We start from the raw sequence: 15,789 nt of genomic DNA, 5'->3' as shown, positions 1-15,789 counted from the left end.
CCCCGAGGACGCACTCGACACCGCCTGCCACCTCCACCTCACCGGTCTCGACACCTGACACGGGCAAGCGCACGCCAAGCCCGACGTCAACCCCCGAAGGATTTACGACGCAGACCACTTAGTCCCGACCGCGTGGCCGCGACCGCGCAGCTCTTGCGCCGCGTCCCGATCGCACGTACGCGGAAAGGCCCGGACACCTTGGGGTGCCCGGGCCCTTCCATGTTCACGCCCACCCGCCGTCGAGCGGTCCGGCGCTCGCTCTTAAGCGGTCTGCTCCTGCTGCTTGCGCCAGCGGATCCCGGCCTCCAGGAAGCCGTCGATCTCGCCGTCGAGCACCGCCTGCGGGTTGCCGACCTCGAACTCCGTCCGCAGGTCCTTGACCATCTGGTACGGGTGCAGGACGTAGGAGCGCATCTGGTTGCCCCAGGAGCTTCCGCCGTCCTTGAGGGCGTCCATCTTGTCCTTCTCCTCCTGGCGGCGCCGCTCCAGCAGCTTGGCCTGGAGCACGTTCATCGCGCTGGCCTTGTTCTGGATCTGCGAGCGCTCGTTCTGGCAGGAGACGACGATGCCGGTCGGGAGGTGCGTGATGCGCACGGCCGAGTCGGTCGTGTTGACGCCCTGTCCGCCGGGGCCGGAGGCGCGGTACACGTCGACGCGCAGCTCGGCCTCGTCGACCTCGACGTGGTCGCTGGTCTCGACGACCGGCAGCACCTCGACGCCCGCGAAGGAGGTCTGGCGGCGGCCCTGGTTGTCGAAGGGCGAGATCCGCACGAGGCGGTGGGTGCCCTGCTCGACGGAGAGGGTGCCGTAGGCGTACGGGGCCTTGACGACGAAGGTGGTCGACTTGATGCCGGCCTCTTCCGCGTAGGAGGTCTCGTAGATCTCGGTCGGGTAGCCGTGCCGCTCGGCCCAGCGCAGGTACATGCGCTGGAGGCGCTCGGCGAAGTCGGAGGCGTCGACGCCACCGGCCTCGGCGCGGATGTTGACCAGGGCCTCGCGCTCGGCGTACTCGCCGGAGAGCAGGGTCCGGACCTCCATCTCGTCCAGCGCCTTGCGCACGGAGACCAGCTCGGTCTCGGCCTCGGCGAGGGTGTCCGCGTCGTCCATCTCCTGGGCGAGCTCGAAGAGCACGGAGAGGTCGTCGATGCGGCCCCGGAGGGTCTCGGTCTTGCGGACCTCGGCCTGGAGGTGCGAAAGCTTGCTCGTGATCTTCTGGGCGGCCTCCGGGTCGTCCCACAGGGACGGCGCGGCGGCTTGCTCCTCGAGCACGGCGATATCTGCCCTCAGCTTGTCGAGGTCCAGGACGGCCTCGATCGACCCCATGGTCGAGGAGAGGGACTTCAGCTCTTCGGAAACATCGACGACTGCCACGGGTCCAGCGTAGCCGGTCGCGGGACGGCACTCTCCGGCCAGGCCGGCTCGGCCCGTACGGATACGCGCTCGCACGGGCGTACGCTCAGCGTATGACTGTCCTCCTCGTGAAGCGCCGCCATGTGGACCACATGCGTGTCACCACCACGAGCTGTCTGCCGCCGGACCTCGCACGAGCCTGATCCACCCCGATCCGACTTCGGTCCTGTACGCGGACACGCGGCCCCGGCACCATCCCCGCCGCCGGCCAGTCCTCACCCGCTGCCCCGCCATCTCCGGGGAACAGGACCCCGTGACATCCGAAACGGAGCCGTCATGCCGTCCGCGCACCCTTCCTCCTCCTCCCGTGCCGACTCTGGCACCACCTCCCTCGCGACCTCCCTCGCCGTCATCGACCTGTCCCGGGCCGACGACCCCGCCGAGCGCGAGGACTTCCTGCGGCAGCTGCACGCGGCCGCACGGGACACCGGTTTCCTGTATCTGACCGGGCACGGGATCAGCGCGTCGGAAACCGCCCGCATCCTCGAGCTGACCAGAGCCTTCTTCGCGCTCCCGGAGGCCGATCGGCTGGCCGTGAGCAACCTCAACTCCCCCCACTTCCGCGGCTACACACGGATCGGGCACGAGCTGACCGGCGGCGCCTCCGACTGGCGGGACCAGCTGGACGTGGGCGCCGAGCGACCCGCGCCGGTGGTCGGCCCGGACGACCCGGCGTTCCTGTGGCTGGAGGGCCCGAACCTGTGGCCGGCGGCCCTGCCGGAGCTCCGCACGGTCGTCCTGGAGTGGCAGTCCCGCCTCGCCGCGGTGGCGCACCGCCTGCTGCGGGAGCTGTTGACCTCGATCGGCGCCCCCGCGGACTTCTTCGACGCGGCCTTCGCCGACCGCCCCCACCTGCACACGAAGCTGATCCGCTACCCCGGGTCCGCCCCGACCGGCGCGGACCAGGGCGTGGGCGCGCACAAGGACTACGGCTTCCTGACGCTGTTGCTCCAGGACTCGGTGGGCGGGCTCCAGGTCGTGCGGGACGGACGCTACGTCGACATCCCGCCGCTCCCGGGGGCCTTCGTGGTCAACTTGGGCGAGCTGCTGGAGATAGCGACGGAGGGCTACCTGCGGGCCACCGACCACCGGGTGGTGAGCCCGCCGGGGGCGCAGGAACGCTTCTCGGTGCCGTTCTTCTACAACCCGCGGCTGGACGCGGTGGTGGAGACCGTTCCGGGCGCGTACCTGAGCGAGGCGCCGGGCGTGGCCCACGACGCGTCGAACCCGCTGCACGCCGAGTACGGCCGCAACGAGCTGAAGGGGTGGGTACGGGCCCACCCGACCGTGGCCCGGCGCTGGCACCCGGAGCTGGTCTCGGCGTAGGCCGTGCGCGGGCCGCGGTGCGGTCGGTTCCGGCGGACGACGCGCGCCGACCCGGCCCGCCCGCGTCCGGGACCCGGCCGGGTCCCGGACACCGGCCCGGCTACGGGACGGCCGTGCCCGACTGCTTGCTGTCCTGCGGTGCGGGGCCGGTGTCCCCGTCGGACACCGCGAACCAGGTGCCCACCCCGACCGCCGCCACCAGGGCCACCGCGGATGCGGAGAGCACGAGGCGGCGCTTGCGGACGGTCTCGGCCCGGTGCCGGGCGGAACCCGGCCGGTGGCCGCCCGCGGGGCGCGGGACCCGGGCGGTGCCCAGCGCGCCCCCGGCCAGCTCGTCGGGGCCGGGTACCCGCATCGAGGTGTGCGTGTCCCGGTTGGAGTCCGTCGCCGAGCCGGGCACCAGCGGCACCACGCCCCGCCGCCGTACCGGGTCCGCGGACTTCTCCTCGGTCTGTTCCGGTTCCGTGTCGGCCTCGTCCGGCTCGTCCACGTCCAGGGGCGGGATCCCGGCCAGCATCGGCAACAGGTCCCGCAGCCGGGTCGAGAGTTCCGAGGCCCGCAACCGCGACGCCGGCGCCTTGGCGAGGCACTGCACCATGAGCTGCCACAGCTCTTCGGGGATGCCGGGCAGCGGTACGACGGTCTCGGTCACGTGCCGGCGCAGCACCGCCCCGGGGTGCCCGCCGCCGAACGGCGTGAAGCCGGCGAGCAGCTCGTACAGCACCGTGGCCAGCGCGTAGATGTCGACGGCCGCGCGCGGCGGCAGGCCCTCCACGATCTCGGGGGCCAGGTAGTCGGGCGTGCCGATGATCCGGGTGGTGGGCGCCGAGGCGCGGCCCCCGGTGCTGCGGCGCGGCGAGTCGATCAGCTTCGCGACGCCGAAGTCGGTCAGCAGCGCCGGGTGGGCGCCGCCGGGACCGAGCGGGCCCTGCATGTCGAGCAGGACGTTCTCCGGCTTGACGTCGCGGTGCACGACGCCCGCCGCGTGCGCGGCGGCCAGCGCGTCCGCGACGTCGGCGACGATGGCGACGGCCGCCTCGGGGGCGAGCCGTCGTTCGCGGTCGAGCCGCGTCCGCAGGTCCGTGCCGCGGACGAGGTCCATGACGAGGGCGAGGTCGTTGCCGTCGACGACGAGGTCGCGGACGGACACGACGTGGGGGTGTTCCAGGCCGAGCAGGGCGCTGCGCTCCTGGACGAACCGTCCGACCAGCTCCTGGTCGGACGCGAGGTCCTCGCGCAGCAGTTTGACGGCGACGGGGCCTTCCGGCCCCTCGCCCAGCCACACCGTGCCCGCGCTGCCGCGCCCAAGGATCTGGTGCGCGGTGTACCGGCTGCCGATCTTCCGTGCCACGACTGCTCCCTCAGCGGCTGGCGTACGCACCAAAGCTACGCGGCCGGGTGGGGGTTGAACGCCCCGCAGCGCGGCGACCTTCACTTCTGCGGGCGAAATCACGTCCCAGAAGTCGACAAATCCACGAAGTCGGCGCTACGGGGGTGTCCCCGAGGCCTCCTGGTGACCGTCAGCCGGCCGTCAGGGGGTGGATCCGCCGCCGGAGCCACCGGCGGAATCGCCGACGGAGCCGACCCAGTCGACCGCGTCCGAGCCCCACGTCCACACCTGGTCCCACCAGCCGCGTCCGGTGCCGACCCACTCCTGGAGCGGGGTCAGCTCCCAGACCAGCCAGCCCGCCACGAAGAACAGCAGGATCATGACCACGCAGCCCTTGAGGCAGCCCAGGCCGGGGATGCGGACCGGGTTGGCACTGCGGCGACGCGGCTCGCGGGGTTCGCGCGGGGGCGACTGCCGGGGCGGCGGGCTCTGCGGCCTGTCGGGCTGCTGGTACTGCGGCTGCTGCTGAGGCGGCTGCTGGTACTGCGGCTGATGCGCCGGCTGGTGCTGCGGCTGCTGGTACTGCTGCTGCGGCGGGCCCTGGCGGTACGGCTGCTGCTGCGGCGGCTGCTGGTACTGCGGCTGGTGCGTCGGCGGCTGCTGGTACTGCTGCGGCGGCGGCCCCTGGCGGTACGGCTGCTGCTGGGGTCGCTGCTGGGGCGGCGGGGGCGCCTGGCGCTGCGGGCGACGGCGCAGCGGGTCCTCGCTCGGGTCGAGGTACTGCATCTGCGTCTGCTCGTTGCGGTCGCGGGCGGCCCTCATCTGCGACTGCCAGGGGTGCACCCCGTCCTGCACGGGCGGCATGACGGACGTCGGGTCCGGACCGCCCGCGCCGGTGCTGGGCAGCACGGAGGTGGCGTCGGCCGCGCCGACCGGCGGCAGGACGCTGGTCATGCCGTTCGGGTCGTAGGCGCCCATCGGGGAGCCGGCGCCGGCGGGGAGCACCTGGGTGGCGTCCGCGACGCCGGGGGTCGCGGGGACCGGGGCGGGCGAGGGGTCGGGGGCGAGCAGCGCGGCGACGCCGAGCGCGGCCTCCACCTCGGCGGGCGAGGAGTGCACGCCGATGCCGGAGGCGACCACGCGCAGGCCGCGCGCCAGGCTCACGGCGCTCGGGCGCTCGCCGGGCTCCTTGCGCAGGCAGTGCTCGATGACCGTCCAGAGCGGCTCGGGCAGGTTCGCGGGGCGCTGCGGGTCCTCGCTGAGGTGGCGGTGGAGGACTTCGAGCGCGGTGCCGCCGGCGAACGGCGGGCGGCCGGTGACCAGCTCGTAGAGCAGGATGCCGGCGCCGTAGATGTCGACGGCGGAGGTCTGGGGGCGGCCCTCGGCGGATTCGGGGGCCACGTAGGCGGGGGTGCCGACGAACTCGTGGGTGCGGGTCAGGCCCGGGGAGTCGGCGAGGCGCGCGATGCCGAAGTCGGTGAGCATCGGCTTCATCTGGCCGCCGCGTTCGTCCAGCAGGACGTTGGCGGGCTTCAGGTCCCGGTGGACCACGCCGTCGGCGTGGCTGGCGGCGAGCGCGTCCGCGATCTGGGCGGTCAGCAGGCTCGCGGCGACGGGGCTGAAGGGGCCGTTCTCGCGGATGTAGCGGTGCAGGTCCGGGCCGTCGATCAGGTCCATGACCAGGGCCAGCAGGTCGCCCTCGACGACGAGGTCGCGCGTGCGGACGATGTTGGGGTGGGTCAGGCGCAGCAGGACGGAGCGTTCGCGCAGGAAGCGCATCACGATGTCCGGGTCCTGGGCCAGCTCCTCCTTGAGGACCTTGATGGCCACGGTCTCGCCGGGCTGCCCGGCGACGGCGGCCTCCGCACCGGCGGTCTCCCGCTGGCGGGCACGCCAGACGGTGCCCGTGGCGCCGCGCCCGAGCGGCTCCTCGAGCAGGTATTTGCTGCCGACTGGCCGCACGTCTCGCGCTCCCCTGCTGTCGTCTGACTGTCGTCTGGTTTCGGCTGTTTCCGCCGCGGGTTTTCCGGCCCACTCTAGGGGGTGTCCCGGATGAAGACGCCGGGCATCGAAGGTTGGTTGCCGTACATATGTACGAAGAGTGAGTTTTACCGGGTATGCCGGAGGCGATTTTCCTTGGCTTTCGTCGACTCGATTGTCCGGATGTGAGCGACGAGTGGATCGGGTCACGATCGATCAAGATCATTTGTTGCCGGGTGCCGGGCGTGTTGTCCGCGACAGGTGCGAGGATGCACCCGTACGGAACGGCGGGGACGGGAGCCCCTCCTTCCGGCAGACCTGACCGGACGACGCGTCCGTGCCGGGTGGGGGGTCATCGGTCCGGCACGTCCCGCCGTTCCCCTGCCGGGCGCACGCACCGTGCACTGCGCACCGCGCAGAAGGGACCGCTGACGGCGATGCAGATCCGGCTGACCGTCCTCGGGTCGCGCAGCGGCCACCAGACCTCCGGCGCGCCCGTCGGCTGCGACGTGCTCGTCACCGCGCCCGTGGGGACCGCGCTGGCCACCGTCGCCTCCGGGCTCGCGGCGACCGTGGGCGGGCCCGACACCGGGGGCACCGTCGTGCTGTACGCCGGTACCGAACGGCTCGACCTCCAGCGGCGGATCCTGGGAGAGCCACCCCTGGTGGACGGTGCCGTACTGGCCCTGCACGCGCCCGCGCCGGACGGGCTGCCCGCGCTGCCCGAGGACGGACCGGCCGCGCCCCAACTCCACGTGGTCGCCGGTCCGGACGCGGGCGGGGTGCACCTGCTGCACCCCGGGGCGGTGCGGATCGGACGCTCGGCCGACGCGGACGTGCCGCTGGACGACCCCGACGTGTCACGGCTGCACTGCGCGGTGACGGTCATGTCGGACGGGCGGGTGGCGGTGGCCGACCTCGGGTCCACGAACGGCACGACCCTGGACGGCGCCCCCGTCGGAACGCGGACGGTGCCGCTGGTACCGGGAGCGCTGCTGCGGATCGGCGAATCGACCCTCCGGCTGGCGGCCCGGGGCGCGGCTCCGACGCTGCCCGTGGTGCCGGACCTGGAGGGACACCTGTCCCTGCCGGGCGCCGCCGCCGTCCCGGGCGCGCCCGGCACCGGTGTCGACGCCGGCGCCGGGATCGGCGCCCACGGCGCGGGCCCGGACGCGGACGCGTCGTACGCGGGCGCGCGCGAGCCGGCCCACCACCCGGCCCACCGCCCCGTCCCGCCATCCGGCGCCGGCTTCGCGCCCGACCTCCCCGACCCCGACGCGACCGGCGGCGGGCAGGGCGCGGCCTCCGCGTTCGAGCCCCGGCGGCGCGGGATCGGGGCGTGGGCCCGCAAGTGGGTACGGGGCGAGGACATCGCCGAGCAGGCGGCCGAGGCCGGGCCGCCGCCGGCCGCGCGCCCCGCCGCCGACGACCCCGCCACCCTGCTGCTCGCCGCCCTCGGACCCACCGGGCGGCTCTGGTCCCGTCCGCCGGGCGCCCTCGACGTCGGGCTCGGCGCCGGCAGCCGGGTCGAGCTCCGCGAGGCCGGGGCGCTGGGCATCGCCGGCCCGAGGGCCCGCCTCACCGGCGTGGCCCGGTCCGTGATCGCCCAACTCGCCGGACTGCACGCGCCGGGCCGGCTGGAGATCGTGCTGGTCTGCGCGGGTCGCGGCCGGGGCCTCCAGGAGCGGCGCGCCGACTGGGGCTGGCTCGGCTGGCTGCCGCACGTACGGCCCGCGCACGGCCAGGACTGCCGGCTGCTCCTCGCGTTCGACCGCGACCAGGCCGCCGCCCGCACCGGCGAGCTGACCCGCCGGCTCGACGAGAGCCCGCTCGGCGCGGGGTGGGCGTCCGCCGGGCCGGAGGCGGTGCGCCGGGTGGCGAGCGCGTACGAGGGGCCGTACACGCTCCTCGTCCTCGACGGTGACCCCGGCGCGGGGCCGCTGCGCGACGTCACCGGACGGTTGGCCTCGCACGGGCCGGCCGCCGGGATCCATGTCCTGGCCCTCGCGGAGGCGCCGGCCGCGACCCCGGCGAGTCCGGTCTGCGACACGTACGAGACGGCCTGCTCGGCCTCCCCCGCCTTCCGGGACTGCGGGACGGTCGCCCTGCTCAGCGGTGATGTCGCCACCGCCGTACGGACCTTCGCGATCGTCGGCGGCAGACCCGTCCCGCCCGGTGTGACCGCCGTGGCCGACGCCGTGTCCGCGGCGTGGGCGGAGCGGTTCGCCCGCGCCCTCGCCCCGCTGCGCGCGGAGTCGACCGGCGCCGAGGCCCAGCGGCCGGCGACCGCGTCGCTGCCGCAGACGGCGCGGCTCCTGGACGAGTTGGGGCTGGCGCGGGCCACCCCGGCCTCCCTGATGGCCCGTTGGGCGGCCGGTACGGAGCAGGGCCAGGGTGTCGGCGGGCTCGCCGAGGTGGTGCTGGGCACCGGCCGGCGCGGGGCGGTCGGGGCAGAGCTGGTCCACGACGGCCCGCACCTGTTGATCGAGGGGCCGGCCGGCAGCGGCCGGACCGAGTTGTTGCGCTCGGCGGCCGCCTCGCTCGCCGCCGCGGCCCGCCCCGACCGGCTGGGGCTCGTGCTGCTCGACGGGGCCGGTGGCGAGCGGGGCGAGGGGCTGCTCGCCTGTACGGAGCTGCCGCACGTCTCGGCGCACCTCGTGGCCTCGGACCCGGTGCGGATGAGGGAGTTCGCGCAGGCGCTGGGCGCCGAGCTGAAGCGCCGGCACGAGCTGTTGGACGGGGTGCCGTTCAGCGAGTGGCACGCCCGGCGGGAGGTGTCGGACCGGATGGTCGCGCCCCGCCGGCCCGCTCCCGGCGAACTGGGCGGCGATGTCGACTCGCAGCGTTCGGGGACCCTGCGGCTGCGTTCCGCCGCCGCCCGTACCGATCCGGCGCCCGGTCCGGGGCCGCTGCCCCGCCTGGTGCTGCTGGTGGACGACTTCGACGCGCTGGTCGCGCCGGGTCTGGGCAGCACGGGCCGTCCCGCCGCCGGTTCGGTGGTCCGGATCCTGGAGGGGGTGGCCCGCGAGGGTGCCCGGCTCGGGGTGCACCTGGTCGCCACCACCGCCCGCCCGGACCGCACGGCCGACACCGAACTGTCCCGCCTCGCCCGGCTGCGGGTCGAGCTGGACGCCCCGGACCAGCCCGGCCCCGGTCGCGGTGTGCTCCGGTACGCGGACGGTCGGGCGGTTCCGTTCCAGGGCGGCCGGGTCACCGGTCGGATCCCGCGGACGGCGACGTCGAGGCCGACCGTGGTCCCGGTGGAGTGGGAGCGGATGGGTGATCCGCCGGCCCGCCGCCCGGTCCGCGAGCTGGGCAACGGGCCGACCGACCTGGCGCTGTTGGCCAGTGCCCTGGAGCGGGCGTCGCGCCTGGTCTCGGCGACACCGGTGCTGTTCCCGCCCGCCCCGTAGACACCCGCCCGCCCCGCCGGCACCGCGCGCGGCGGGCGCTTCGGGCCGCACGCGCACGCCGGGTCCCGGCCCCCGCACGCCCCGACGCGGTATTGCGGGGGTGCGCGGGGCGGCGTAGACCTTGTGGCACGGGACACACCATCAGCGCCGGACGGGCATCGGGGGCAGAACCATGCGCAGTCAGCAGGAAACCAGCCGTACGAAGAGCCGCAGGAAGCACCTCAGAAGCCGTACGAGGAGCCGTGCGTGGGCCGCGTTGATCGCGGCGGGCGCGCTCGCGCTCACCGGGTGCGGCGGCGGGGACAAGAAGGACGGGACGCCGGCCTCCGGCGGGGCGCCGACCGGGCCCCGGGTGGAATTACCCCGTCTGGCCGGGGAGAAGCTGGAGGTCGCGGCGGTCTGGACGGGTCCGGAACAGGCCAACTTCACGAAGGTGTTGAAGGAGTTCGAGAAGCGGACCGGCGCGACGGTGACGTTCGTCCCGGCGCAGGATCCGATCGTCACCTTCCTCGGTACGAAGATCGCGGGTGGCGCCCCGCCGGACGTGGCCCTGCTCCCGCAGGTCGGGGCGCTGGTGTCCGCGGTGGAGAAGAAGTGGGCGCAGCCGGTGGGTCCGGAGGCGAAGGCCCAGCTGGACAAGAACTACTCGGACGGGTGGAAGAAGCTCGGCGCGGTCGACGGCGCCCAGTACGGCGTGTACTACAAGGCGGCCAACAAGTCGCTGATCTGGTACAACGCCAAGGCCTTCGAGGCGGCGGGCGTGCAGCCCCCGAAGACCTGGAAGGACCTGCTGACGGCGGCCGACACGCTGTCCGCCTCCGGCACCCCGGCGGTGTCGGTGGCCGGCGCGGACGGCTGGACGTTGACGGACTGGTTCGAGAACGTCTACCTCTCCCAGGCCGGCCCGGAGCTGTACGACAAGCTGGCGAAGCACGAGATCAAGTGGACGGACGACAGCGTCAAGCGGGCGCTGACGACCCTGGGCGAGCTGTTCGGCCGCAAGGACTTCCTGGCGGGCGGGCCGAGCGGGGCCCTGTCCACGGAGTTCCCGAAGTCGGTGACGCAGACCTTCACCGGTGGCGACCGGCCGGCGGCGGCGATGGTCTTCGAGGGGGACTTCGTCGCGGTGAACATCGCGCAGACCGGGGCGAAGGTCGGCGAGGACGCCCTGGTGTTCCCCTTCCCGGCGGTCGGCGACAAGGCCCCGGTGGTCTCGGGTGGTGACGTGGCGGTCGCGTTGAAGCCCTCGAAGGGCGCGCAGGCGCTGCTGACGTTCCTGGCCTCGGCGGACGCCGCGGAGATCCAGGCCCGCGAGGGCGGTTTCGTCTCCCCGAACAAGTCGGTGAACCCGGCCGCCTACCCGAACACCATCCAGCGGGACATCGCGAAGGCACTGATCGCGGCCGGCGACGACTTCCGCTTCGACCTCTCGGACCAGGCCCCGGCGGCCTTCGGCGGGACCCCGGGCGCGGGCGAGTGGAAGCACCTCCAGGACTTCTTGGCGAACCCGTCGGACGTGGCGGGCACCCAGGCGAAACTGGAGAGTGACGCGGCCAAGGCGTACGGGAACTGACCGGTGGCCACCAAAGTCGCCACCGCGGCCGAGGTCGTCGGTGCGACGGGCGGCGCCGGGCGCACGGGTTCCGCGGAGGCACGCCGGCGCCGGCTGGTCGCGGCGGCGTTCCTCCTCCCGGCCCTGCTGCTGCTCGGCGCGCTCGTCGTGCATCCGATCGGCTATTCGGTCTACCGCAGCTTCTTCGACCGCTCCGGCGACACCTTCGTCGGTAGCGGCAACTACCGGGAGATCCTGAACGACGACACGATCCGCACCGCCCTGAAGAACACCGCGATCTGGGTGGTGCTGGCCCCCACGACGGCCACCGCCCTCGGGCTGATCTTCGCGGTGCTCACCGAACGGGTCCGCTGGGGGACGGCGTTCAAGCTGCTCGTGTTCATGCCGATGGCGATCTCGATGCTGGCGGCGGGCATCATCTTCCGGCTCGTCTACGACCACGACCCCGACCGGGGCGTGGCCAACGCGGTGTGGGTGGGGGTCCACGACACCTTCGCGGAGGCCTCGGCGTTCCCGAAGGCCCGCCCGGGCCGTGACTCCCCGCTGGCGCCGGCCGACGGGGGCGGGTACGTGACGCGTGATCCCGTACGGGCGGGCGTGCCGGCGCTGCTCCCGCTGGTCGGCGTGGCCCCGGAGGCACTGCCCGAGGGCACGCGGGCCGCACGGCCCGCCGCCGGCGAGCCCGGGAAGGTCACCGGGACCGCCTGGCAGGACTTCACCCGGGGCGGGGGCGGCCGGACGAACGCGGTGGACCCGACCGAGTCGGGCTTCGCCGGGATGCGGATCGAGGCGGTGAAGGACGGCACGGTGGTCGACTCGGCGTCGGCCCGCGCCGACGGCACGTTCACCCTGTCCGAGCGGGCCGACGGGGCGCTGCTGCGGCTGCCCGCCTCGAACTTCCGGGAGGCGTACGCGGGGGTCCAGTGGCTGGGTCCGACGCTGGTGACCCCGGCGATCATCGGCGCGTACGTGTGGATGTGGGCCGGTTTCGCGATGGTGTTGATCGGGGCCGGGTTGGCGGCCGTACCGCGTGAGCTGCTGGAGGCGGCGCGGGTGGACGGGGCGAGCGAGTGGCAGGTGTTCCGGCGGATCACCGTCCCGCTGTTGGCGCCCGTCCTGGCGGTGGTCCTGGTCACGTTGGTCATCAATGTGATGAAGGTGTTCGACCTGGTCTTCGTGATCGCTCCGGGCGCGGTCCAGGACGACGCGAACGTGCTCGCGTTCCAGCTGTACCGCACGTCCTTCGGCACGAACGCCGACCCGGGGCTGGGCAGCGCCATCGCCGTGCTGCTGCTGGTGCTCGTGGTGCCGGTGATGCTCTACAACATTCGCCGGATGCGCCGGGAGGCCCGCCGATGAGCGCACAGTCCCTCGCCTCCCGCGCGGCCGGCGGGGTGCTGCGGGTCTTCCTGATCCTCGCCGGCCTGTTCTGGCTGGTGCCCACCCTCGGGCTGCTGATCTCCTCCTTCCTCTCCCCGACCGGCCTCAACGAGGGCGGCTGGTGGCAGGCGCTGAGCGCGCCGTCGCGGCTGACCGCCGACAACTACCAGCGGCTGCTGGCCGACGACACGATCACCGGTTCGCTGCTGAGCACTGTCGCGATCGCCGTCCCGGCGACCCTGCTCGTCCTCGCGTTGGGGGCGTTCGCCGGGTACGCCTTCGCCTGGTTGGAGTTCCCGGGACGGGACTGGCTGTTCCTGATCGTGGTGGGGCTGCTGGTGGTCCCCGTCCAGGTGGCCCTGATCCCGGTGTCGGAACTCTTCGGCTCCATCGGCCTGTTCGAGACCACGGCCGGGGTGGTGCTGTTCCACACGGCCTTCGGGCTGCCGTTCGCGGTGTTCCTGTTGCGGAACTTCTTCGCGGAGATCCCGCGCGAGCTGTTGGAGGCGGCCCGTCTCGACGGGGCGGGTGAACTGCGCCTGTTCGCCCGGGTGGTGCTGCCGCTCGGCGGTCCGGCGATCGCCTCGCTCGGCATCTTCCAGTTCCTGTGGGTGTGGAACGACATGCTGGTGGCGCTGGTCTTCGCGGATTCGGCGAACCCGCCGATCACGGTGGCGCTCCAGCAGCAGGTGCGCCAGTTCGGGAACAACATCGACGTGCTGGCGCCCGGCGCGTTCCTGTCGATGCTGGTGCCGCTGGTGGTCTTCTTCGCCTTCCAACGGCAGTTCGTCTCGGGGGTGATGGCCGGGGCGATCAAGTGACCGGTCGCGGGCACGGGACGGGCACGGGTGTCGGGGCGGGCGGCGTTGACGCGGGGCGTTGACGTCGGCCGACCCGATTGCCGCACCGCCCGTAACCCGATCCCGACGCCGGGGGTTCCTGGGCCATATGTCCGAGCCGACCCCTGGATGTGCCGTGCCCCGGTTCAGCGTCATCGTGCCCGCGTACAAGGTTCAGGCGTACCTCCGGGAGAGTCTGGAGTCGGTCCTGTCCCAGTCCTGCCGGGACCTGGAGCTGATCGCGGTCGACGACGCCTCCCCGGACGCCTGTGGTGCGCTCATCGACGAGTACGCGGCCCGGGACCCCCGGGTCACCGCCGTGCACCTGGCGCAGAACCTGGGGTTGGGCCCGGCCCGCAACGCGGGTCTGGCCCGGGCCACGGGCGACTACCTGATCTTCCTCGACGGCGACGACACCCTGGCCCCCGGCGCCCTCCTGGCCATCACCGACCGGCTCAAGGCCACCGGCTCCCCCGACGTCCTGGTCTACGACTACGCGCGCACCTTCTGGACCGGCGAGACCCTCCGCAACCGCCTCTCCCACCACCTGCGCGAGGAGGGACCGGCGAGCTTCCGGCTCGCCGACCGTCCGGCGCTGCTCGGCATGCCGATGGTGGTGTGGAACAAGGCCTACCGTCGCGAGTACGTGGAGCGCGAGGGCCTCGCGTTCCCACCCGGCTTCCACGAGGACACCCCCTGGACCTACCCGGCGCTGCTGGCCGCCGAGTCCGTCGCCGTCCTCGACCGGGTCTGCGTGCACTACCGCCAGCGCCGCACGGGCTCGATCCTGACCACCTCCAGCCGGCGCCACCTCGACATCTTCGACCAGTACGACCGGGTCTTCGGCTACCTCGCCGGCCGCCCCGAGCTGGGGCGTTGGCGCGCCGCCGTGCACCGGCGGATGGCGGAGCACTTCTGCGCCCTGTACGCGGACCCGCGCCGGCTCCCGCGCGGGTGCCGGGCGGAGTTCTTCGCCCGGGCCCGCGCGCTGCTGCGCCGGCACCGGCCACCGGGCCCGCGGACCGTGCCGGCGTCCCTCTCCCGCACCGACCGGTTGCGGCACGCGCTGATGCGGCTCGGCGTGCGCCGCACGTACCGCGTGCTGTCGGTGCTGCGCACGGGCGCGGTGGCCACGGGGCGCGGAGGGGTCGTGGTGGGTCGGGGGCTGCGCGAGGCGGCGCTGCGGCTGCACTACCGGGTCCAGCGGATGCTGCCGCTGCGGCCGGAGCTGGCGGTGTTCTCGGCGTACTGGCACGGCGGTTACGCCTGCAACCCGGCGGCCGTCGAGGCCAAGCTGCGCGAGCTGGCGCCCCGGATGCGCACGGCCTGGATCTGCGAGCCGCGGCACGCCTCGACCCTGCCGCCCCGGACCGCGGCGCTGCGGCCCGGCTCGGCCGCGTACTGGACGGCCCTGGCGCGTGCCACGTACCTGACGACGAACGTCAACTTCGACCGGGGCCTGGTCAAGCGGCCGGGTCAGATCCTGCTCCAGACCCAGCACGGCACCCCGCTCAAGCGGGTCGGCCTCGACCTCCTGGACCGTCCGGCGGCCACGCCGACGACGGACTTCGCGGGTCTGCTGCGGGGCGCGGACCAGTGGGACTACCTGCTCTCCTCGAACCGGCACTCGACGCTGGTGTGGGAGCGGGCCGTCCCGTCCTCGTACACGACGCTGGAGTACGGCTACCCGCGCAACGACGTCTTCCACCGGACCACGCGGGCCGAGGTGGCGCAGCTGCGCGAACGGCTGGGTGTCCCGCCGGGCTCGACGGTGATCCTGTACGCGCCCACGCACCGCGACTACCGGCGCAGCCGGCCGGAGCACCTGGACTTCGAGCGGGTCCTGCGCGACCTGGGCCCCCGGTACACGGTCCTGTGCCGCACGCACCTGACGTACGCGGGTTCGGTCTCGCCGGAGGCGCACCCCCGGCTGGTGGACGTCTCCTCCCATCCGTCGGTGGAGGAACTCTGCCTTGCCTCGGACGCGTTGGTGACGGACTACTCGTCGCTGATGTTCGACTACGCGACCCTGGATCGGCCGATCGTGATCCACGCCGACGACTGGGAGGCGTACGAGGCCGCGCGCGGCACGTACTTCGACCTGCGGGCGACTCCGCCGGGCGCGATCGCCCGCACCGAGGACGAGCTGGTGGACATCTTCGCGACCGGTCACTGGCAGGGCTCCCGGTCGGCGCAGTTGCGGGCGTCCTTCCGTTCGCGCTTCTGCTCCCACGACGACGGCCACGCCGCCGAGCGGGTCGTGCGCCGCGTGTTCCTGGGCGAGTGCGTGCCGACCCCGCCGATCGTGCCCCTGGCGGACCGCCGGCCCGCCCCGGCGGCGGCTCCCGCGACGGCCCCGGAAGCCACGTCGGCCCCGCTCGTGGCGGGGCTGTGGCCGTAGCCGGCGGCCGGGCCTAAGTGGTCTGCGTCGTAAGTCCTTCGGGGGTTGATCACGCGGCCTTGGCGGCGGAGGATTCTTCTGGGTGATCGGCGGTGTGCTGGTCGAGCCTGGCCAGGAGATCGTCCAGGTCGGAGGTG

9 protein-coding genes are annotated in these 15,789 nt (G+C 73.8%); 6 read left to right on the top strand and 3 right to left on the bottom strand.

Features of this window, described 5'->3' with window-relative positions; translation table 11 throughout:
* Window positions 1-261: 261 nt before the first annotated feature.
* Window positions 262-1,371 (bottom strand): peptide chain release factor 2, encoded by a 1,110-nt coding sequence (gene prfB / locus OTB19_RS38170; RefSeq protein WP_267803391.1) that lies wholly within the window; start codon window positions 1,369-1,371, stop codon window positions 262-264.
* A gap of 315 nt (window positions 1,372-1,686) precedes the next feature.
* On the opposite strand from prfB, the gene OTB19_RS38165 reads away from it, so the two are divergent.
* Window positions 1,687-2,736 (top strand): isopenicillin N synthase family dioxygenase, encoded by a 1,050-nt coding sequence (locus OTB19_RS38165; protein WP_267803390.1) that lies wholly within the window; start codon window positions 1,687-1,689, stop codon window positions 2,734-2,736.
* A gap of 100 nt (window positions 2,737-2,836) precedes the next feature.
* Here the strand turns inward: OTB19_RS38165 and OTB19_RS38160 are convergent, their stop codons facing one another.
* On the bottom strand, window positions 2,837-4,087 hold the full coding sequence (locus tag OTB19_RS38160) for a serine/threonine-protein kinase (RefSeq protein ID WP_267803389.1): 1,251 nt from the start codon (window positions 4,085-4,087) through the stop codon (window positions 2,837-2,839).
* Between the two features lie 180 nt (window positions 4,088-4,267).
* Window positions 4,268-6,028 (bottom strand): serine/threonine-protein kinase, encoded by a 1,761-nt coding sequence (locus tag OTB19_RS38155; RefSeq protein WP_267803388.1) that lies wholly within the window; start codon window positions 6,026-6,028, stop codon window positions 4,268-4,270.
* A 455-nt stretch (window positions 6,029-6,483) separates the two neighbouring features.
* Here OTB19_RS38155 and OTB19_RS38150 point away from each other — a divergent pair, with 455 nt between their 5' ends.
* The 5 genes from OTB19_RS38150 to OTB19_RS38130 all read left to right on the top strand — a co-directional run bounded on the left by OTB19_RS38150 (window position 6,484) and on the right by OTB19_RS38130 (window position 15,652).
* A complete protein-coding gene (locus tag OTB19_RS38150) occupies window positions 6,484-9,459 on the top strand; it encodes an FHA domain-containing protein (RefSeq protein WP_267803387.1) in 2,976 nt (991 codons plus the stop codon).
* A gap of 172 nt (window positions 9,460-9,631) precedes the next feature.
* Window positions 9,632-11,032 (top strand): ABC transporter substrate-binding protein, encoded by a 1,401-nt coding sequence (locus OTB19_RS38145; protein WP_267803386.1) that lies wholly within the window; start codon window positions 9,632-9,634, stop codon window positions 11,030-11,032.
* 3 nt (window positions 11,033-11,035) lie between these two features.
* Window positions 11,036-12,391 carry an ABC transporter permease subunit gene (locus OTB19_RS38140; RefSeq protein WP_420716994.1) on the top strand — a complete coding sequence of 452 codons (1,356 nt, stop codon included), beginning with the start codon at window positions 11,036-11,038 and terminating at the stop codon, window positions 12,389-12,391.
* Window positions 12,388-13,233 (top strand): carbohydrate ABC transporter permease, encoded by an 846-nt coding sequence (locus tag OTB19_RS38135; RefSeq protein WP_267803385.1) that lies wholly within the window; start codon window positions 12,388-12,390, stop codon window positions 13,231-13,233. The genes OTB19_RS38140 and OTB19_RS38135 overlap by 4 nt, the downstream gene beginning before the upstream one ends.
* Before the next feature lie 154 nt (window positions 13,234-13,387).
* Window positions 13,388-15,652, top strand: coding sequence for a bifunctional glycosyltransferase/CDP-glycerol:glycerophosphate glycerophosphotransferase (locus tag OTB19_RS38130; RefSeq protein WP_267803384.1), 2,265 nt, complete (start codon window positions 13,388-13,390; stop codon window positions 15,650-15,652).
* Window positions 15,653-15,789 lie beyond the last annotated feature (137 nt).

It is taken from the genome of Streptomyces sp. H27-H5 (genome assembly GCF_026627505.1).
Lineage (GTDB): Bacteria > Actinomycetota > Actinomycetes > Streptomycetales > Streptomycetaceae > Streptomyces.
Note: the sequence above shows the minus strand (reverse complement) of the source record. Positions and strands in the feature narration are given on the sequence as shown.

Excerpts from the sequence above, each read along its gene's own strand:
- OTB19_RS38165 (WP_267803390.1), top strand. The coding sequence starts at position 1,687 with ATGCCGTCCGCGCACCCTTCCTCCTCCTCCCGTGCCGACTCTGGCACC.
- OTB19_RS38150 (WP_267803387.1), top strand. The coding sequence starts at position 6,484 with ATGCAGATCCGGCTGACCGTCCTCGGGTCGCGCAGCGGCCACCAGACC.
- OTB19_RS38145 (WP_267803386.1), top strand. The coding sequence starts at position 9,632 with ATGCGCAGTCAGCAGGAAACCAGCCGTACGAAGAGCCGCAGGAAGCAC.
- OTB19_RS38135 (WP_267803385.1), top strand. The coding sequence starts at position 12,388 with ATGAGCGCACAGTCCCTCGCCTCCCGCGCGGCCGGCGGGGTGCTGCGG.